The sequence below is a fragment of the Streptomyces sp. NPDC037273 genome (assembly GCF_055603625.1).
Map to the genome: position 1 here is coordinate 367472 of NZ_JBVJVO010000004.1, position 16165 is coordinate 383636.

Consider the following 16165-nt stretch of genomic DNA (forward strand, 5'->3'; position numbering starts at 1 on the left):
GGGGGTGGCTGGACCTGAAACTGTTCGAAACGGCGAATGGCGTGACCGAGGTGACGCCGTGGCTGGCTGAGGCTGAGGCCGATGTGCAGGCGCTCGTTGAGAGCGCGATGGAGCCCATGCTCGGGCTCCGCTTCCTGGCCACCGAGTACAGCACCGGCCCCGTCCACGGCGGGCGCATCGACTCGCTCGGGCTGGACGAGAACGGCTCGCCGGTGATCGTCGAGTACAAGCGGGCGACCGACCCCGGCGTGCTGTCGCAGGGCCTGTTCTACGTGGCCTGGCTGATGGACCACCGGGAGGAGTTCGAGGCCCTGGTCCGCGAGCGGCTCGGGCCGGCAGCAGCCGCCGGAGTTCTGTGGAGCACGCCCCGGCTGATCTGCGTGGCCGGCGGCTTCACGCGCTACGACCTGCACGCGGTGCGCGAGCACCGGCGGTCCATCGACCTCGTGCGCTACACCATGCTCGGCGAGCACCACATCGCGCTGGAGACCGTCGCATCGGTCGCCGCCCAGGGCAGCGGGACACGACGGCAGAACCGCCGCGGCGGAGAGGCATCGTCACCGCGCCGGCGGACCGACGCCATGGCGGAGCTGGCGGCCGTGGTCGACGAGACGCTGCTCGGGCTGGGTGAGGGCGTGACGAAGGTCGAGCGCAAGCAGTACGACGCCTACCAGCGGCTGCGGAACTTCGCCTGCGTCACCGGACGGCAGGACAAGCTGCTGGTGTACCTCAAGGTCGCGCCGGCCACGGTGGAACTCGTGCCGGGCTTTACGCGGGACGTGACGGGGCTGGGCCATCACGGCACAGGCGACCTAGAGGTCCAGCTGCGCTTCGAGAAGGACGTGGAGCGGGCACTGGAGCTGTTCCGGCTGTCGTACGCCGCGGCGTAGTGCTTGGTGGGGCGAGGATCTCGGTGGGGGAGGTGCCTTTCGACGGAGGGGCGGGGGAGTGGCGGTGGTGTCGTCCATCCTCCGCGGGATCCCCGGTTTCGGAAACCGGCGATCCTCGCCTATATTGCGCCCAGCCTCGGTCCGGCTTTGCGTGTGGGCAAGCGTCACGCCGCCGAGTCGAGGCGTCCTTCGCAAGATTCGAGAATCTTTGCAAGGTCCTCCCTCGCGGCCTTCAGTGCCACTTGATCACCCTCGATTGCCTGCTCCACCTTTTCTCGCAGGGTAACGATTACCTCGGAGGGGAGGAACGGAATTCCCAGGAACGCGTACCCCGTGTCTACATTGGTCCTCAGGTCGATCTCTACGGCATCCCAGGACCTTCGGGCCGCGTCACGTTCCTTCCGCTTTTCGCCGTCTTCTGCGAGTTCGATTTGCTGTAGATCGCGTTCGAGCTCCCGGGCGTTCTTGTAGAGTTGGGTGGAAATCTTTCGCAATCGCGCCCATGTCCGGTTGCTGGCTCCGATCATTGCGCCTCCCAGTGTGACGGCAACTGGAACGACGAGAGAGGGGCGACTATTGAGTACAGCCATGTATACGATGAGCCCGGCGAAGTAAATTCCTGCCGCATTCCCTACGGTGCGACTGATCGCTGCACGCCAGATGCGTGCACTCATCCGATCAAGCAATTGAGTATCGGACGGTTCCGCCGGATCAGCCCACTGGTGCCAGAAGGGAAGCGTCATCCAAGCGACCTGGAGCAGGAGCACGGGCAAGAAATTGCTGTTCTCCAGCTCCCGCGGGTCGGCGGCAAGGCGATTGAGAAGTCGCCAGGCGTACAGGGCGACAAGGATCGTTCCGATGCCCCAGGCAAAGATCTTCACGCCCCGCCAGCGTTCCTGCCAGGCTGGCTCGTTCCACCTGGAGGCGATGGACTGGTTCCAGCTGTGAGCGACTCGGGTGCGTATTCTCTGCCAGGGGCCCCAGTTTTGGGTGGCGCCACGCCAGAAGCGCGCCCCGTAAAATGCCAGGATTAATCCACCGAAGAACAGGAAAGCCCCCTCCGTCCTCCACGGTGTTCCGTAAAGCGTGTTTCCCCAGGTGTTGGCTACGAAACCGATGGGGAAGTACACCCTGCGCCAATGAGTGCGTATCGCCCCTGTGTAATGTCCCATTACTGGCATGGGTTTATGTTCGCGCGAGCGCTCTGATCTGGGCGGTATTTGATGAAAATCAGAGGTTGGGCGTATGCCGCCTGCGCACGCAGCAGACATCGGCCCACCACTGCACGCCACGGGGACCGCTCGGTAGCCGAGCAATCCCTACCAGCCGGAGGGTTTGGTGGGCCCCAGGGCGCGCGTGACGGTGATCTCGATGACGACCCGGTTGGGGTTCACGCGAGGGGTTTTGTACCGCTCGGTGTAGCGGCGCTCGGCGTCGGCGACGGTGGCGGGGTCATCCTTGATGACGGCGGTGCCTTCGAGGGTGGACCACCGTCGGCCTTCGGCCTGGCTCACGTTGACCCGGGCGTCGGTCCCGGCGGCCAGGGCGGCGCGGACGTTGCGGACCTTCTTGTTGCCGCCGTCGGTGATGACGCGGGCGATCCGCGTCTCGGGGTCGTAGGTGACGCCGACCGGGGTGGTGTGGGGGGAGCCGTCGGGGCGGAGGGTGGTCAGGAAGCAGGTCCGGCGCTCCTGCCAGAACAGGTCCCCGTCGGCGGGCAGGGGGGCAGTGTCCAACGGTCGATCTCCTCGGTGCGATGGCTCGGACGCCGGAGGCGCCGTGCAGGTCGCTTCGACCGTAACGCGAAGCTATCCACATCAGGGGATCAGGTGCTGCGGCCGAGCGAGGCCGGGGGCGAAAACGGGGGCGGCTTCGAGACGGGTGAGGGATGCGGGGCTGGGATGAACCTCGGGCCTACTGGTCCCGATCCTCAGCTGAGGATGGCTTCCGGTGCTGGCCGCGTCCCTTGCCCATGGCGGGCCGGTCCCACTCGGTGGGCTTCTCCTGCACGGGCGGCGGCGGATACAACAGGGCCTTCGCGGCGGCCAAGTCCTTGACGACGCCGACGACCGTCCACTCGGTGCCGGTCCACTCTTCGATCGCCCTCGGGGCGTCAGGGTCTACGTGGGCCCCGCGGTGCGGGCCGTCACTGAGCGGCACCGCGCGTCGCTTGCCCTTCGAGGCGGCCTGGCGTGCGTCGCGCCGGCGAGCCCACTCCTCCAGCGGTTCGTCATCCTGCACCAGGGCATCGTGGCTGAGAAGCGGTCCGGGCCGCCACCCAGGCACCCCCGCGGGTGATGATCGCCAGGAGACTCTGCACCGCTGCCGCCCCTATGGGAGGGGGCCCGCTCGGCCCGGCGTGCTTTCCACCACTTCTCTCTCGTCAGCTTGGCGTGCTCGGGCAAACGACAAGACCCTCCATCCTCGCCCGGGATAATCCCTTCGCGCAGCCGAACGGCCCAGCCAGGCCCGGTCCTGCGACCTGCAGGACGCGCTCGGCGGTCGGTATCTCGTGGACAGGACGACATGATTCATCCCGTCCGCTCCGGCCGGCCGAGGCGGAGCGGAACAACGCGGCCGGCGGCACGCGTTCCTGTCTCCGTAGGGCAGACGGACGCCCGCGGCCCCTTACTGAGCTGAGGAAGGTCTGATGGCAGGCACCGAGACGAGCCCTGGGACCGGCAAGTTGGTACGGGACCGGATCCCGCAGATCATCCGGAACGAGGGAGCCGAACCGGTCACCTACATCGCAGGGCCCGAGGAGTACCGGGCCCGACTCCTGGAGAAGCTGCGCGAGGAGGTCGCGGAGCTCGTGGACGCCGACGAAGGGGCGGCGCCCGGCGAACTAGCCGACGTGGCGGAGGTGCTGCTCGCGCTCGCTGCTGATCTCGGCCTCAGCTCAGAGCAGTTGGAAGCGATCCGCGTCGCGAAGGCACGCGAGCGAGGCAGCTTCGCCGGACGGATCGTCTGGATGGGCAACCGCTGACACAAGAGGCCGGGCGCCGACACCTCGAACAGGCCGCCATGAATTCCGACAGAGAAGACCATGGGAACGACGACGCCGACTGCCGGCGGGGTCCGGGACTGCTCCAAGGGTCGAGGTACGTCCTCTCACCACACGCCGGCTGCATTCCTAGCCTTTTCTATCAGCCTTGATGAGGTCAGCGACCTTGTGCGTGTGCTGGGCGAGCACGGCTCCGGACGCGAATGCCTGGTCCCGCAGATGCCCGGACTCCTCCTTCAGCGCTGTTCGGGCTTCCTGATCGTCGGGGGCGACCAGGAGCAGACGGCCGGCCGCGTTCATCACGCGCAGGTGCTCTGCAGCCTCGGTGCGGAGGTCCTCGGGCAGGCAAGTGAAGGCAACGTTGCCCACCGCGGCCATGGTTCTCTGGGAGCGCTGGCTGTCCGGGAAGCGCAGCCCGTGCCGGGCGACGAGGCGATAGGAAGCGGCAACGCAGACGGCGACGGTCAGGTCGGAGGCGACCCAGACCGGTGCCCGGGCCCCTTCGCCGAGGAAGAACGCGGCAAGCTCACCCGCGGTGCCGCCGGCCGCGAAAGTGATGAGCAAGATGGCGAAGGCTCCTAGGAGGAAGGTGATCTCGTCGAATTCCTCGTCGATGATCTTCGGTGCGAGGTAGCGGGCAGGGCCTGCGAGGGTGGGGGCAGGTTCGGTGACCACGATGTTGTCTCCCCAGCTGATCATGGATGGCTCTTTCTGTGATGGTTTGAGGGCTTGGGCGTACAGCCGTGGCCGGCTGTTCTGCCTCGGATCCGTTTTCACGGCGTGGGACCGTCACCTGCGCAGCGGCCGTGCCTGAGGTACGGCCGCCGGAAGGGGAGGCTCGGCAGCCGACCGCGAGGCGGGGGCGGGCGCCGGAAGCGGCCTGGGGCTCGGCTGCGTGGGGGACGGAAGCAGGTCGGCGGCGGTGCCGACGAGCTCGGCCAGGAGGGCGTGGGGAACGCCAGCGGACAGGCGGATGGTCCACGATGCCCGGTCGAGGCCCTCCCCGCCGTACAGCGCCCATCGGTCCGCCGTGGCGTGCGGGGTGAACTCGAAGGTGATGGTTCGGTCCGGTGCCGTCCAGGTGGTGCGGGCGGGGTGGCTCGCCGGGTGCCAGGCGGCGGCGTGGAGGACGTCGTCCGGGTGGTCCGCAGTGCTGAGCAGCGGGGCGTCGAGGTACTGGAGTATCGCGCGGATCAGGGGGACGGGGGTGCCGGCGGTGAGGGTGGAGTGCCAGAGGCGCTCGCCGACGGGTTTCCCTGTCAAGTTCAGCATGTTGAAGCGGCCCAGGCATCAGGGGGCATCGGCTGGTTTATGGTCAGTCGAACCGGGCGGGGGCTCGTAGTTCGATCTTGTATCCGCCGTTTGGGGTTGGTTCGGCAATCAGGGTGCCGTCGAGCAGTTCGGCGCGCTCCCTCAGGCCGATGAGGCCGTGGCGGGCGCTGGGGAGGGCGACGGTCGGGCGGGTGGGGGCGGTGTTGGTGACGGTGACGCCGAAGTGGTGCGCGTCGTGCCACAGGCGTACGTCGGCGCGGGCTCCGGGGGCGTGCTTGCGCACGTTGGTGAGGGCTTCCTGCACCGTGCGGTAGACGGTGCGCTGGGCGGTGGTGCTGATGCCGGGAGGAAGTTCGCCGGTCAGCGTCGTCTCGATGCCGCTGTTGGCGATGAGCTGCCGGAGGTCGGCGAGGGTGGGCTGGGGGGTGAGTTCGGTGGCCTTGCCGCCGGAGGCGCGGAGCAGGGTGACCATGTGGCGGAGTTCGTCGAGGGTGTTCGCGCTCAGGGTGCGGATGGTGCGGGCGGCCTCGCGGGCGTCCGGGTCCTTGGCCGCCATCTGGAGGGCTCCGGCCTGGACGGCGATGAGGCTGACCTGGTGGGAGACGACGTCGTGCATCTCGCGGGCCAGTTGGGCGCGTTCGCGGGCGAGGACGGTTTGGGCGTACAGGGCCCGTTCGTGTTCCCGGGCCTCTTCGACCTCGACGAGCTGTCGGGCCACGTCGTGCCTGGCCTGGACGAGCTGGCCGAACAGGACGGGGGCGAAGGCCGTGGCGAGCGTGTAGACGAACTGGACGAGCGTCCAGGTCCGGTCGCCGTCGAACGCGTCGGACAGCGGCCAGGCGAGCGTGCCCGCGGCGGCGTTCAGCAGGGCGCAGCCAGCGAGCAGCGGGCGGTTGCGGGTGGACGCGGCGAGTGTGTACAGGGCGGCGATCGGGGCGACCGCCACGTCCATGAACAGGGTCATGGGCAGGGTCAGCAGGAAGACGGCCAGCGGGAAGCGCCTGCGGAGAAAGAGACCGGCGGAGCCCACGGCGGCGCAGGCCCACATCACCGCGGTGCCCTCGCCCACGAGGTTGATCCAGGCGTCGAGCGCGGCCAGCGCCACGAGCCCCGTGTCGACGGCCCAGGGCGGCAGCCGCCGCCACCATGCCCGGCCCGTGCTCATCGTCCGTTGTCCCGTGCCGCGTCGTCGTCGTTGCGGGAGAGGAGTCCGGCGCGCTCGGCGAGGAGTGCGGCCTGGACCCGGCTGCTGACACGCAGCTTGGTCAGGATCGAGCTGACGTGGTCCTTGACGGTGCCCGCGCTCAGGTGGATGCGGGTGCCGATGTCGGCGTTGGAGAGCCCTTCCGCGACCAGCACGAGGACGTCGCGCTCCCGGTCGCTGAGCAGGCCGACGCGTGCGACGTCCGCGTCTTGGGGTGCGCCGGCCCCCGGGTGGCTGCGCAGCAGCGCGCGTGACGCCTTCGGCGACATGACGACGCCGCCCGCGGCTAGGGTACGGACCAGCTGGGCGAGCTGTTCGGGCTCGGTGTCCTTAAGGAGGAAGCCGGAGGCTCCCGATCGCAGCGCGGTCAGGATGTACTCGTCCGTGTCGAAGGTGGTCAGCATGGCCACGTGCGGCGGTTCGGGCAGTGCTTGGATCTGGCTGAGGACGGTCAGGCCGTCCACGTCCGGCATGCGGATGTCGAGGAGGACGACGTCCGGCCGCTCGCGCCGGACCACCTCGGCCGCCTGGGCGCCCTCGGCGGTCGCCACGACCTCGATGCCGTCGGACGCGTTCAGGATCATCTGGAAACCGGACCGCACCAGTGCCTCGTCGTCCACCACCACTACCCGGATCACCGGCGTCCCGCCTCACACTCTCGTCCGCGCTGTCCCGCTGCTCGGCGCCCCCGTACGTTCGGGGCCCCGCGTGCTCGTACGGGCTCGCCTGACGTCGACCATACGTCCGGCAGGGTACGCGGGGCCGTGATCACCCACCGACTCCGGACACCCGGCGGGTCGGCTCCAGCCGTTCGGGGGGTGCGCCCCGGCCGGTCGGCAGGCCGGCGGGCGAGGCTCGGCGGATGGCGCCCGCCGTGCTCGTACCGTGGGATCGGTCCGTGGCCCCGCGCCGAGTCCGAGGGCCGCAGCCGATGCCCGTACCGTTTCGAGGACCGTCCCGCCATGCCCGCCTCATACCTGCGTCAGCCCCTCCGTGCCCTGCGCCGCCTCGCCGCGCGTCCCCACGTGCTGTTCGGGGGTGTGTACGGGGCGGTGCTGGCCAGCTCGATGGTGGCCGCCCTGTCGGAGCAGGGGGAGACGGCGGCGTCCGACCGGTTGACCAGCGCCCAGTGGCTCCTGGTCACGGCCGTCGCCTCGGCCCTGGCGCACGGCTACGCCCATCTGATCGCCCTGCGCGGCGACCGTACCCACCACGGCGTACGCGCCGGGGTGCGGATGCTGCTGTCCGAGTGGCCGCTGGTAGCCGCGACGGTGCCGACGCTGCTCCTGCTGCTCGGCGCGGCCTGGGGATGGTGGCCCTCGGAGGGCGTCGAGTACGTGGTCTTCGCCGTGAACGTGGTCCTGCTGTTCGCCTGGGGTCTGCTCGCGGCCCGCGCCGCTGGCCGCACCTGGGTCTCAGCCCTGCGGATCGGCGTGGTGGACGCGCTGCTCGGCCTCGTGGTCGTCGTGGCCAACGCCCTCATCAAGTAGAACCGCGAACAGCGCCACCGTCGCCAGAACGGCGAGCGCCAGAACCTCATTGCCGGTTTGACCCAGTAAGCGAGGCGCCGCACGTCAGGCGGCACGCGATCGCCGCCTGAGGAGGGCGGGCAGGCCGGGCGTCGTGACGAAGCCCTCCGCGCGGCCGGCCGCCAGGGCGATCCGCGGCAGTTCGCCGCTCTTTTGGAAGAGGACGAAGCGGGGTTCCCAGACCGGTTGGTACTTGGCGTTCGCCCGGTACAGCGATTCGATCTGCCACCAGCGGGAGAAGAACCCCAGGGTGGTGCGCCACAGCCGCAGGACGGGGCCGGCGCCCAGGCGGTCTCCGCGCTCGAAGACTGACCGGAACATCGCGAAGTTCAGCGAGACCCGGGCCAGTCCCACGTCGTCCGCCTGCCGCAGCAGTTCGATCACCATGAACTCCACCAGGCCGTTGTCGCTGTCGAGGTCCCGGCGCATTAGGTCAAGCGAGAGCCCCTTGCTCCCCCAGGGGACGAAGCTGAGCAGCGCGCGCAGTTCGCCGTGGGCGTCGTGGCACTCGACCATCACGCAGCGCCCGTCGTCCGGCGAGCCGAGCCTGCCGAGCGCCATCGAGAAGCCGCGTTCGGTCGCCCCGTCGCGCCAGCGGTCGGCATCGGCCACCAGACGGGCCATCTCCGGCTCCGGTATGTCCTCGTGGCGGCGTACCCGCACGGTGTAGCCGGCGCGCCGGACCCGGTTGTGCGCCTGACGGACCCCGCGCATCGCGCGTCCCTCCAGGGTGAAGTCCGCGACCTCCACGACGGCTTCGTCGCCCAGTTCGAGGGCGCTGAGACCGTGGCGTCCGTAGATCACTCCCGCTTCCTCGGACGCCCCCATCACGGCCGCGGCCCAGGCGTGCGCCCGTGCCTCGTCGAGCCAGGCGTCGATGGCGCCCGGCCACGCCTCGGGATCTCCGACGGGGTCGCCGGAGGCCAGGGAGACGCCGTTGACCACGCGGTACGTCACCGCCGCCTTGCGGCTGGGGGAGAAGACGGCCGCCTTGTCGCGGCGCAGGGCGAAGTAGCCCAGGGAATCCCGCTCGCCGTGCCGGTCGAGGAGGGTGCGCAGCCGGGCCTCGTCGTCCTCGGTCAGCACCACCCGGCCGCGGGGGCTGCGGAACGCCACGTACAGCACGGTCAGGAACACCAGCGCTGCCGCCACGTTGAGCGTCCCGTCGACCCAGCCGGGTACCTGGAGGAGGCGGGCGGCCTTCTCGGAGGGGTCCAGCGTGACGAAGCGGGACAGGACGTAGCCGAGGCGATCGGACAGGTCCGCTCCCGCACCGGTGCCGGTCGCCCGCACCAGCACCACCCCCAGCGCGCTGCCCAGCACCACACCGCCGGCCAGGGTGGCGAGCGCGGTCCGCGGGTTGGAGCGGTCGCCCTTCGACGTGAACTCCGTACGCCCCACGAGCAGGGCCAGCAGGAAGAGGGCGGTGAGCGCGGCGGACGCCCAGTTGATCCAGTGGTGACGGAAGCCGGGTTCCTCGCCGGGCCCGATCAGCCAGACGATCATGACCGACAGGGTCAGCGCGGCGAGGACCATGTTGAAGATCCACGCCGCGCGCTTACGCCTGCGCATGGCCACGGCCAGGCACAGGGCGAGGATCGCGGACACCAGGCCGGCGGTGAGCAGGTACGGGGTGAAGTGCTCGCCCTCGTTGTGTTCCCGCACCCGGTCGCGCAGGGGAACGGACAGCACCGCCAGCACATTGAGCAGAGCTACGACACGCAGGTACCAGACGCTCGCTGCGGCCGCCACGCGACGGCACCGTGGTGCCACCACGGCCGGGTGAGGCTTCACGGCGGTGGTCGGCGGAGTCGTTGATGCAGTCACGTCTACGACATTCGTGAGGCTGCGGAGGATTCACCATCCGGCGACCGGCCACGCGTACCCCGCCGGGTGGCGGGGGTGGCGGAGCGGCGACGGTCCGGGCCCGTGACCGTCGCCGAGCGGCGGATGGTCTCCCGCCGCATGGCGGGGGGCGACCGGTCATCCGTCGGATACCGCCGGGCCGAAGCATCGACGAGGTTGGGGATACGCAAGCCGGGGTGCCGCCGTGGGCAACAGACGCCTGCCGCGCCTCATCGCATCCGGTCCGGACGGGCCCATGCGGTCCTTCTTCGAGTGTCCCGAGTCAGGAGAGAACATCATGAGTGTTTCGCTGTCCAAGGGCGGCAACGTCTCGCTGAGCAAGGAGGCTCCGGGCCTCACCGCCGTCCAGGTCGGCCTGGGCTGGGACGTACGCACCACCACGGGCGCCGACTACGACCTGGACGCGAGCGCGCTGCTGTGCGGCGAGAGCGGCAAGGTCGCCTCCAACGCGTCCTTCGTCTTCTACAACAACCTCACCAGCCCGGACGGTTCGGTCGAGCACACCGGCGACAACCTCACCGGTGAGGGCGACGGCGACGACGAGGTCATCAAGGTGAACCTCGCCACCGTACCCGCCGACGTGGCGAAGATCGTCTTTCCGGTCTCCATCCACGACGCCGCCGCCCGCGCCCACAACTTCGGCCAGGTGCGCCACGCCTACATCCGGGTGGTGAACCAGGCCGACGGGGTCGAGATCGCCCGCTACGACCTCAGTGAGGACACCGCCACCGAGACCGCGATGGTCTTCGGCGAGCTCTACCGCAGCAGTGCGGAGTGGAAGTTCCGGGCCGTCGGCCAGGGCTACGCTTCCGGGCTCGCCGGCATCGCCCAGGACTTCGGCGTCAGCCTCTGACCCCCGGGACACCCGCCCCGCAGCCAGCCAGCCAGCCAGCCAGCCAGCCAGCCAGCCAACCAGCGCTCGCGTGGGCATCCCCTGCACGCGCGGCCGACGGGCCCTCCCCGCCGGCCGCCGTCCGGGCCCGGCCACCCCTTCGACTCGACCCACCCCGGGAGTACACATGTCCCTCAACCTCACCAAGGGCCAGAGGATCAGCCTGACCAAGCCCGACACGACTCCCCTCAGTCACGTACGGATGGGGCTGGGCTGGCAGCCACGGGCACGCACGGGCTTCCTCGGCAGACTGATGGGCCCCACGGCGATCGACCTCGACGCCTCAGCGGTCCTGTACACGGGCCGCAGGGTCGTGGAGGTCGTCTACTTCCAGCACCTGACCGGCATCTTCGGCGCAGTGAAGCACACCGGCGACAACCGCACCGGCGGCGACGGGCCTGGGGACGACGAGGCCATCACGGTCGACTTCACGCGGATGCTGGCGGAGGTGGACCAGATCGTCTTCACCGTGAACTCCTTCACCGGCGCGACCTTCGACGAGGTCGAGAACGCCTACTGCCGCCTGGTGGACGACTCGACCGGGGCCGAACTCGCCCGCTACACCCTGTCCGGCGGCGGCTCCCACACCGCCCAGATCATGGCCAAGATCTCCCGCATCAACGGGGCGTGGCAGCTGACCGCCCTCGGCGAACCCGCCTCCGGGGCCACCTTCCAGGACCTGCTGCCCGCCATCGACCGCCACCTCTGATCCCGTCCGCCCGGGCCCGCCGGTCGGCGGGGTCGTCCCAGCCAATCGGCGGGGGTGCCACCGAAGCCCGCCGGATGGTCCGCGTCCGCGCCCCACCGGGAGATTCCTCGTATGACACAGATACAGCCGTCGCATGCGGCGTCAGCCCCGCGACAGGACGCGTCTCCCGTGGCCGCGGCCTCGCCCGACCCCGCCGGGAAACCCTCGGGCGGCCCCTCGATGGGGCGCCTGGTCGGCGTGGACCTGGCCCGCGCGCTGGCGGTGTTCGGCATGTACGTCGTCCACGTCGGCCCGGTGCTGTCGTCCACGCACGGCGTCGGCACCTGGGTCCGGTATCTGGCCGACGGGCATTCGTCGGTCCTGTTCGCCACCCTCGCCGGGTTCTCGCTGATGCTGATCGCCGGCCGCCGTGAGCCGAGGACGGGCCTGGCGGGCCGGCAGGCGAAGGCCCGGATCGCGATCCGCGCCGTGGTCCTGCTCGCGCTGGGCACGGCGCTGGCGATGGAGTACGGGGGCGTGATCATCCTCGGCTTCTACGGGGTGTACTTCCTCCTCGCGCTGCCCCTGCTGCGGCTCTCCGCTAAGGCACTGGCGATCATCGCGGCCGGGCTCGCGCTCGTCACACCGCAGCTGGCGTTCGTCCTGAACTCGCGGATCAGCGAGTCCGTCCAGCAGACCATCGACGCGTACGACCCGCTCAAGAAGCTCAGCGAGGTCGGCGTCCTCGACCTGCTGCTCACCGGCTTCTACCCGGCGATCACCTGGATGTCGTTCGTCGTCGCCGGCATGGCGCTGGCGCGCCTCGACCTGTCGGCCGTCTCCGTCCGGCGGCGCCTGGCCGCGCTCGGCGCCGCCCTGACCGCCGGCGCGTACGGCCTGTCCCTGCTGCTGGCGGGCCCGAACGCGCTGCGCAGCATGGCGGAGGACGGGAAGTCGTCGTCCTCCGGGTTCGAGGAGGCGTCGTCCTTCGGTAGCGGATCCTCCGGGCCCCAGCGGGGGGCATCGGAACTGTTGTCCGCCGGGCCGCACAGCGGCACCACCTTCGACATCATCGGCAGCGTCGGCGTCGCCGTCCTCGTGATCATCGGTGCGACGGTGCTCATGGACCGCCTGCCGCGCCTGCGCCGCCTGGCGAAACCCGTCATCGCCGTGGGCACCATGTCCCTGACGGCGTACGTCGGTCACTTCCTCGCCCAGTCCGTGCTCGGCGTGTCGGCCGGCGAGAGCACCCAGACGTCCTGGATCCCCGTGCTCACGTTCATCCTCGGGGCGATCGTGTTCGCCGCGCTCTGGTCCCGCTTCTTCCGCCGCGGACCGCTGGAGGCGCTGCTCAACGCCGCCACGAAGCCGGCGAAGTACGTCCGTTGACGTCGGGCCGGGGCGATGCCCGGCCCTCATGACCCGCACCGGCCCGGCGACCCCGCGCCCCCCGCTGGACGCTCCGCTGATGACCGGCCTCCCCCTCCGGGACAGGTACTCCGTCCCTCAGGGGGAGGCCGCCCCGCGTCGCCGGACGGTTCGACGCGAACAGCGCCTGACTCATCTGTACCGCGCGGCGGTCACCCGCCCCTCCCTGCCCGCCGGTCGGCGGGGGCGGTCCCGGCCGGTCGGCGGGGTGCCACCGAAACCTGCCGGATGGTCCGTATCCCTACCCCACCGGGAGATTCCTCGTATGACACAGATACAGCCAACGCAGGCGACGTCGGCGCCGCGGGAGACCTCGCCTCCGGGACTCCGTACCTCGTCCGGGTCCGCCGGGAAGCCCTCGGACGGCCCCTCGATGGGGCGTCTCGTCGGCGTGGACCTGGCTCGCGCGCTCGCGGTGTTCGGCATGTACGTCGTGCACATCGGCCCCCCGCTCGAGGCCACGAGCGGGGTCGGCACTTGGGTGCGGTTCCTGGCCGACGGGCATTCGTCGGTCCTGTTCGCCACTCTTGCCGGGTTCTCGCTGATGCTGATCGCCGGCCGTCGTGAGCCGAAGACGGGCCTGGCGGGCCGTCAGGCGAAGGCGCGAATCGCCATCCGAGCCGTGATCCTGCTGGCTCTGGGCAGCGTGCTGGCGATCGAATACGGGGACGTCATCATCCTCGGCTTCTACGGGGTGTACTTCCTCCTCGCCCTGCCCCTGCTGCGGCTGGCCGCCAGGACTCTCGCGATCATCGCGGCCGGGCTCGCGCTCGTCACACCCCAGCTGGCGTTCGTCCTGCGCATATGGCTGAACGAATCGGTCCAGCAGAGCATCAACGCCTACGACCCGCTCGAGAAGCTCAACGGCGTGGGAGTGATCGATCTGCTCCTCACGGGCCTCTATCCGACGATCACGTGGATGCCGTTCGTGATCGCCGGTATGGCGCTGGCCCGCCTCGACCTGTCGGCCGTCACCGTCCAGCGTCGCCTGGCCGCCCTGGGCGCCGCCCTCGCCGTGGCCGCGTACGGCCTGTCGCTGCTGCTGGCGGGCAAGGACGCGGTGTTCTCGGGAACCGGTGGGTCGTCCGGCGGCTCCGGGTCCTGGTCCGGCGGCTCCGAGGTCGCTTTCAGCGGATCCGGACCGGGGTCCGGCGGCAGCGGCTCCAGTGGGCAGCTCGTGTCGTCCGCCTCGGACCTCCTGGGTGCCGGCCCGCACACCGGCACCACGTTCGACATCATCGGCAGCGTGGGTGTCGCGATTCTCGTGATCGTGGGTGCGACGGTGCTGATGGACCGCGTGGCGCGCCTGCGCCGTCTGGCGAAGCCGGTCATCGCCGTGGGCACCATGTCCCTGACGGCGTACGTCGGTCACTTCCTCGCCCAGTCCGCGTGGCCCGCTTCCGGCTCCGGCACGACGACGTCCTGGGCGCCCGTACTCACGTACATCCTGTGCGCGATCGTGTTCGCCGCGGTGTGGTCCCGGTTCTTCCGCCGCGGACCGCTGGAGGCGCTGCTCAACGCCGCGACCAAGCCGGCGAAGTACGTGCGGTGACGTCGCGCCGGGGGGGGGGGGGCCTTCCCCCCCCCCCCCCCCCCCCCCGGCTCCGACGGCCCTTGGCCGCCGTCGCGGTCGAGCCGGTGGACCGGGGCTCAGTAGGCAGTTCCGTCGGCGCGCCGTCCGGGTGAACTGGTCAGCGGGCTGATGGTGGTGTGCTTGACCCAGGCGCCGGTCGCCGAGCCGTCGGGGCTTCGGTTGACGGAGACGCCGTCGGAGTCGGCCTGGCTTGAGGTGTAGGTCATCGACTGGACCGTCGTTTCGGTTGCGTCCCGCAGGATGACCTGGTCACCGCTGTTGGACAGGTTGAGCCCGCCGGTGCCGGCCGCCACCGCGACGATGCCGGCGGGGATCGCGGAGCTCGCGCCGAACACGGTGATCGCCTTGCCGGGCTCCAGCGTTGTGCCGGCGGCGAACGTGTGGCGCACCGCCGTCCCGTCCCGGAGGGTCCAGCCGCCGATGCCGATGGCCGTGCCACCGGTGTTCACGATCTCGACGGCCTCGCCGGCGGCGCTGCTGCCCGGTTCGTTGGCCAGTACCTCGTTGATGACGACGTTGGCGGGGCCGCCGCCGCTGCCGGCGGTGACGGTGAGGTTCCGGGTCGTGGTGTGGGTGGCTCCGCCGTTGTCCGTCACGGTCAGCGAGACCGGGTAGGTTCCGGCCGACGCGTAGGTCACGGTCGGGTTCGTCGCCGTCGAGGTCTGGCCGTTGCCGAAGTTCCAGCTGCGGCTCACGACGGTGCCGTCGGAGTCGGTGCTGCCGTCGGTGAACGTACAGGTGAGCGCGGTGCAGGAGGATGTGTACGAGGCCGTGGGCGGCTGGTTCGTACCGCCGCCACCGCCGAGGGTGAAGTCGTAGCGGGCCATCACCGGGTAGTGGTCGCTGGTCGTCGTCGCGTAGTTGGGGACGTAGGTCTGGGGCTGGAATGCTTTTGCCGAGCCCGCGACGTACTTGGCCTGCACCTCGTTGGTGTTGAGCTGGTGGTCGATGAAGTCGGTGTAGCCCGTCGTCGACGCCACGCCGGCCAGCGACAGGGCCCGCGTCGGGAACGTGTAGCGTGACGCGTCGTTCACGAAGTTGGCGTACGGCGATGCCTGCCCGGACGTGATGGAGGTGTCGACGTCGTCGTTCCAGTCGCCGAGGACGAAGACGTTCTGCGTGGGGTAGGCCGTGTCGAGGTAGGACTTCAGGGCCTGCGACGCGGGGTTGCGCAGGTTCCAGGCGTCCTGGGTGGAACCGGCCTTGGCGTGCAGGACGATGAAGACGAGGTCACGGGTGACGCCGTCGAACGTGCCGCGCAGCGTGAACTCCACCGGCGGACGGCCGGCGAAGTTGCTGTTCTGGTCGGTCAGGATGACCTTCGCGCTCACCAGGGTGGCCATGCCGGTGCGCCAGACGAGGGCGACCTTCTGCTCGGTGTTGCTGAAGTCCGAGTAGTACTGGGCCCCGTTCGTCACGATCGGGTCGTTGGCCACGACGCCGGTGTACCCGGGCATGCCCGCCACGAGGTTGGTGAAGGCCGAGGTGCTGACGACCTCGGAGAGGCCCCACACGTCCATGTCGGCACCCGCCATGACGTCGCGGACGTTCTGCTGTTGGAGCGTCTCGTCGGTCGGGCCGTAGTTCGTCGCGCCGAACCACTCGACGTTCCAGTTGCCGACGTCGAGTTGTGTCGGGGATCCCTGCGACGGAACGGAGACGGCGGCGTTCGCCGTGGGGGCGGCCGTGAGTGTTGCCAGGGTCATGACAGCGGCGAGGAAGGCGGTGCCGACTGCGGAGGCGCGGCGTGAGCGTCTGGCGGATATGCGGCGAGGTGACATGGGGGGTGCCTTTCGCG

Annotated in this window: 16 protein-coding genes; 7 read left to right on the plus strand and 9 right to left on the minus strand. The window is 70.1% G+C overall.

The genetic code is table 11. The features are described 5' to 3' along the window. Nucleotides 1-41 precede the first annotated feature (41 nt). Complete coding sequence (locus ACZ7G1_RS13865) at nt 42-890, plus strand: transporter (protein ID WP_470871236.1); 849 nt, start codon at nt 42-44, stop codon at nt 888-890. A 164-nt stretch (nt 891-1054) separates the two neighbouring features. On the opposite strand, the gene ACZ7G1_RS13870 is transcribed toward ACZ7G1_RS13865, so the two are convergent. The 3 genes from ACZ7G1_RS13870 to ACZ7G1_RS13880 all read right to left on the minus strand — a co-directional run bounded on the left by ACZ7G1_RS13870 (nt 1055) and on the right by ACZ7G1_RS13880 (nt 3131). Continuing rightward, the gene (locus ACZ7G1_RS13870; RefSeq protein ID WP_470871234.1) at nt 1055-1771 is read right to left on the minus strand and encodes a hypothetical protein; all 717 of its coding nucleotides are present in this window, start codon (nt 1769-1771) and stop codon (nt 1055-1057) included. A gap of 438 nt (nt 1772-2209) precedes the next feature. Further along, nucleotides 2210-2626: a PPOX class F420-dependent oxidoreductase gene (locus tag ACZ7G1_RS13875; RefSeq protein WP_376424975.1), complete on the minus strand. Its 417-nt coding sequence runs from the start codon at nt 2624-2626 to the stop codon at nt 2210-2212. A 178-nt stretch (nt 2627-2804) separates the two neighbouring features. After that, nucleotides 2805-3131 (minus strand): DUF6087 family protein, encoded by a 327-nt coding sequence (locus ACZ7G1_RS13880; RefSeq protein ID WP_470871232.1) that lies wholly within the window; start codon nt 3129-3131, stop codon nt 2805-2807. Nucleotides 3132-3540: 409 nt separating this feature from the next. Between ACZ7G1_RS13880 and ACZ7G1_RS13885 the strand changes: the two genes are divergently transcribed. Then, a complete protein-coding gene (locus ACZ7G1_RS13885) occupies nt 3541-3876 on the plus strand; it encodes a nucleoside triphosphate pyrophosphohydrolase (protein ID WP_376595683.1) in 336 nt (111 codons plus the stop codon). 147 nt (nt 3877-4023) lie between these two features. On the opposite strand, the gene ACZ7G1_RS13890 is transcribed toward ACZ7G1_RS13885, so the two are convergent. The 4 genes from ACZ7G1_RS13890 to ACZ7G1_RS13905 all read right to left on the minus strand — a co-directional run bounded on the left by ACZ7G1_RS13890 (nt 4024) and on the right by ACZ7G1_RS13905 (nt 7008). Then, complete coding sequence (locus ACZ7G1_RS13890) at nt 4024-4593, minus strand: hypothetical protein (RefSeq protein WP_470871230.1); 570 nt, start codon at nt 4591-4593, stop codon at nt 4024-4026. Between the two features lie 90 nt (nt 4594-4683). Continuing rightward, nucleotides 4684-5157 (minus strand): DUF317 domain-containing protein, encoded by a 474-nt coding sequence (locus tag ACZ7G1_RS13895; RefSeq protein WP_470871228.1) that lies wholly within the window; start codon nt 5155-5157, stop codon nt 4684-4686. A 52-nt stretch (nt 5158-5209) separates the two neighbouring features. After that, complete coding sequence (locus ACZ7G1_RS13900) at nt 5210-6331, minus strand: sensor histidine kinase (RefSeq protein WP_470871226.1); 1122 nt, start codon at nt 6329-6331, stop codon at nt 5210-5212. Further along, on the minus strand, nt 6328-7008 hold the full coding sequence (locus ACZ7G1_RS13905; protein ID WP_470871224.1) for a response regulator: 681 nt from the start codon (nt 7006-7008) through the stop codon (nt 6328-6330). Before ACZ7G1_RS13905 ends, ACZ7G1_RS13900 begins: the two co-directional genes overlap by 4 nt. 324 nt (nt 7009-7332) lie before the next feature. Between ACZ7G1_RS13905 and ACZ7G1_RS13910 the strand changes: the two genes are divergently transcribed. Further along, the gene (locus tag ACZ7G1_RS13910; protein WP_470871222.1) at nt 7333-7860 is read left to right on the plus strand and encodes a hypothetical protein; all 528 of its coding nucleotides are present in this window, start codon (nt 7333-7335) and stop codon (nt 7858-7860) included. 84 nt (nt 7861-7944) lie between these two features. On the opposite strand, the gene ACZ7G1_RS13915 is transcribed toward ACZ7G1_RS13910, so the two are convergent. Continuing rightward, on the minus strand, nt 7945-9651 hold the full coding sequence (locus ACZ7G1_RS13915; protein WP_470871220.1) for a phosphatidylglycerol lysyltransferase domain-containing protein: 1707 nt from the start codon (nt 9649-9651) through the stop codon (nt 7945-7947). A 391-nt stretch (nt 9652-10042) separates the two neighbouring features. Here ACZ7G1_RS13915 and ACZ7G1_RS13920 point away from each other — a divergent pair, with 391 nt between their 5' ends. The 4 genes from ACZ7G1_RS13920 (at nt 10043) to ACZ7G1_RS13935 (ending at nt 14325) form a co-directional block, all read left to right on the plus strand. Further along, the gene (locus tag ACZ7G1_RS13920) at nt 10043-10618 is read left to right on the plus strand and encodes a TerD family protein (RefSeq protein ID WP_470871218.1); all 576 of its coding nucleotides are present in this window, start codon (nt 10043-10045) and stop codon (nt 10616-10618) included. Between the two features lie 166 nt (nt 10619-10784). Further along, on the plus strand, nt 10785-11366 hold the full coding sequence (locus ACZ7G1_RS13925; RefSeq protein ID WP_470871216.1) for a TerD family protein: 582 nt from the start codon (nt 10785-10787) through the stop codon (nt 11364-11366). Nucleotides 11367-11585: 219 nt separating this feature from the next. Next, nucleotides 11586-12734 (plus strand): DUF418 domain-containing protein, encoded by a 1149-nt coding sequence (locus ACZ7G1_RS13930; protein WP_470871977.1) that lies wholly within the window; start codon nt 11586-11588, stop codon nt 12732-12734. Between the two features lie 304 nt (nt 12735-13038). Continuing rightward, nucleotides 13039-14325, plus strand: coding sequence for a DUF418 domain-containing protein (locus ACZ7G1_RS13935; protein ID WP_470871214.1), 1287 nt, complete (start codon nt 13039-13041; stop codon nt 14323-14325). Nucleotides 14326-14423: 98 nt separating this feature from the next. On the opposite strand, the gene ACZ7G1_RS13940 is transcribed toward ACZ7G1_RS13935, so the two are convergent. Next, entirely contained in the window at nt 14424-16073 is a 1650-nt protein-coding gene (locus ACZ7G1_RS13940; protein ID WP_470871212.1) for a lamin tail domain-containing protein, read from the minus strand. Nucleotides 16074-16165: the final 92 nt, after the last annotated feature.